We start from the raw sequence: 3,383 nt of genomic DNA on the forward strand, positions 1-3,383 counted from the left end.
CATCGGTTCGAATCCGTTAGGCTCCACCATTTCTCTTGCGCTACCGCCTTACGGCTACTTGAGCGCTATTGAGAATAGTGTTCGCGATCTGACAAGTTTGCATCCAGTCGCAAGATTGGCTGCATTGACATTGTAAAGGAAGAATTTGACCGGCTCCTCATAAGCTTTCAGGTCAGGTTCGAGAAGATATTGTCTGACAAAGTAAAATCAGACGCAGGTCCGGCGGATACCTCTTTCCATCTCCCGGATAAGCCTGCGTATGAGTTTTGCTGAGAAACGATCAAGCGTTGAAGGGCTTCTGACGGATGCCTTGGCGTAGAGAGGCGATGAAAGACGTGGCAAGCTGCGATAAGAACCGGGGAGGCGCTAGCACCCTTTGATCCGGTTATCTCTGAATGGGGGAACCCACCTTTGCGGTCTTCCAACTCTACCTTTCGGGGTAGCGATTGGATGATCGTTTAAAGGTACAATGAGCTGAATACATAGGCTTCATTGAGCGAACCCGGGGAACTGAAACATCTCAGTACCCGGAGGAAAGGACATCAACCGAGACTCCCGTAGTAGTGGCGAGCGAACCGGGACCAGGCCAGTGCTCTTGTGAAATAAAGTCGAACGGAATGGAAAGTCCGGCCATAGCGGGTGACAGCCCCGTAGACGTCAAACAGCAAGAGACTCGAGTAGGGCGGGACACGTGAAATCCTGTCTGAACATGGGGGGACCACCCTCCAAGCCTAAGTACTCCTCTACGACCGATAGTGAACAAGTACCGTGAGGGAAAGGTGAAAAGCACCCCGACAAGGGGAGTGAAACAGATCCTGAAATCGGAAGCCTACAAGCAGTCGGAGCCGCCAAGCGCGGTGACGGCGTACCTTTTGTATAATGGGTCAGCGACTTCATATGTCGAGCAAGCTTAAGCCGTTAGGTGTAGGCGCAGCGAAAGCGAGTCTGAATAGGGCGCTAAGTTCGACGTATGACGACCCGAAACCAGGTGATCTATCCATGAGCAGGATGAAGGTAAGGTAACACTTACTGGAGGTCCGAACCCGTGAATGTTGAAAAATTCTGGGATGACTTGTGGATAGGGGTGAAAGGCCAATCAAACCTGGACATAGCTGGTTCTCCGCGAAATCTATTTAGGTAGAGCGTCCGACGAATACCCTGGGGGGTAGAGCACTGGATGGTTGCGGGCTGCGCGAGCGGTACCAATACTAACCAAACTCCGAATACCCAGGAGTAATATCGGGCAGACACACGGCGGGTGCTAACGTCCGTCGTGAAAAGGGAAACAACCCTAACCATCATCTAAGGCCCCCAAGTCATGGCTAAGTGGGAAACGATGTGGGATTGCTTTGACAATCAGGAGGTTGGCTTAGAAGCAGCCATCCTTTAAAGAAAGCGTAACAGCTCACTGATCAAGCGATCCTGCGCGGAAAATGTAACGGGGCTAAAGCCATGCGCCGAAGATATGGGTTTGCAGTTTACTGCAAGCGGTAGCGGAGCGTTCCGTAAGCCTGTGAAGGTCAACCGTGAGGTTGGCTGGAGGTATCGGAAGTGAGAATGCTGACATGAGTAACGATAAACAGTGTGAGAAACACTGTCGCCGAAAGACCAAGGGTTCCTGCGTAAAGCTAATCTGCGCAGGGTTAGTCGGCCCCTAAGGCGAGGCTGAAAAGCGTAGTCGATGGGAAGCAGGTAAATATTCCTGCACCAGCTGGAAGTGACGGATGGCATAAGTCGTCGGGGCTTATTGGATTGTTCCCGGCGGTGGCGTTGTCCCTGGAAATAACTCCAGCAGAGACCGTACCCGAAACCGACACAGGTGGTCAGGTAGAGTATACCAAGGCGCTTGAGAGAACTGTGCTGAAGGAACTCGGCAAATTGCACGCGTAACTTCGGAAAAAGCGTGACTCACCCTGGGCAACCAGGACTGAGTGGCACAAGCCAGGGGGTAGCGACTGTTTAGCAAAAACATAGGGCTCTGCGAAGCATCAATGCGACGTATAGGGTCTGACGCCTGCCCGGTGCCTGAAGGTTAAAGGGAGGAGTGAAAGCTCCGAACTGAAGCCCAGGTAAACGGCGGCCGTAACTATAACGGTCCTAAGGTAGCGAAATTCCTTGTCGGGTAAGTTCCGACCTGCACGAATGGCGTAACGACTTCCCCACTGTCTCCAGCACAGGCTCAGTGAAATTGAATTCCCCGTGAAGATGCGGGGTTCCCGCGGTCAGACGGAAAGACCCTATGAACCTTTACTATAGCTTCGCCTTGGCGTTAGCGACCGTATGTGTAGGATAGGTGGGAGGCTATGAAGCCGGGGCGCCAGCTCTGGTGGAGCCATCCTTGAAATACCACCCTTACTGTCGTTGACGTCTAACCGAGGGCCGTTATCCGGTCCCGGGACATGGCGTGGTGGGTAGTTTGACTGGGGCGGTCGCCTCCCAAAGTGTAACGGAGGCGCGCGATGGTTAGCTCAGACCGGTCGGAAATCGGTCGTCGAGTGCAATGGCATAAGCTAGCCTGACTGCGAGACTGACAAGTCGAGCAGAGACGAAAGTCGGCCATAGTGATCCGGTGGTCCCGCGTGGAAGGGCCATCGCTCAACGGATAAAAGGTACTCTAGGGATAACAGGCTGATTTTGCCCAAGAGTCCATATCGACGGCAAAGTTTGGCACCTCGATGTCGGCTCATCACATCCTGGGGCTGGAGCAGGTCCCAAGGGTACGGCTGTTCGCCGTTTAAAGTGGTACGTGAGCTGGGTTCAGAACGTCGTGAGACAGTTTGGTCCCTATCTGCCGTGGGTGTTCGAAGCTTGAGAGGATCTGTCCCTAGTACGAGAGGACCGGGATGGACATACCTCTGGTGGACCTGTCGTGGCGCCAGCCGCGCAGCAGGGTAGCTAAGTATGGAATAGATAACCGCTGAAAGCATCTAAGCGGGAAACTAACCTCAAAACAAGGCTTCGCTGAGGATCGTGGAAGACTACCACGTTGATAGGCCAGGTGTGGAAGCGCGGTGACGTGTGAAGCTTACTGGTACTAATAATCCGATCGGCTTGATCGTTTCTCAGCAAAACTCATTCGACTTTACTTGTCGAAATCAAAGACAATATCTTCTCATTCGTGTGTGTCGGGTTGACCTGGTGGCTCTGTCGGAGGTTCCCCACCCGATCCCATTCCGAACTCGGTCGTTAAGCCCTCCAGAGCCAATGGTACTTCGTCTTAAGGCGCGGGAGAGTAGGTCGCCGCCGGGTCTACCCGACACACACGTTTGATAGTCTCGAACCCTCTTCCTTTACGCACCGCCTTGCCGCGGGATGGAGCAGCCCGGTAGCTCGTCAGGCTCATAACCTGAAGGTCGCAGGTTCAAATCCTGCTCCCGCACCCA

At 53.5% G+C, this 3,383-nt stretch carries 2 tRNA genes and 2 rRNA genes (1 of these 4 cut by a window edge); all 4 read left to right on the top strand.

The window, feature by feature from the left end:
* Positions 1–29 (top strand) — tRNA-Ala (locus ABE454_RS16080); it begins 47 nt to the left of the window's first position.
* Between the two features lie 249 nt (positions 30–278).
* Positions 279–3,059 (top strand): 23S ribosomal RNA (locus tag ABE454_RS16085).
* 75 nt (positions 3,060–3,134) lie between these two features.
* A 5S ribosomal RNA gene (gene rrf / locus ABE454_RS16090) occupies positions 3,135–3,249 on the top strand.
* Between the two features lie 57 nt (positions 3,250–3,306).
* Positions 3,307–3,383 (top strand) — tRNA-Met (locus ABE454_RS16095).

Source organism: Brevundimonas diminuta (assembly GCF_039673845.1).
Lineage (GTDB): Bacteria > Pseudomonadota > Alphaproteobacteria > Caulobacterales > Caulobacteraceae > Brevundimonas > Brevundimonas diminuta_E.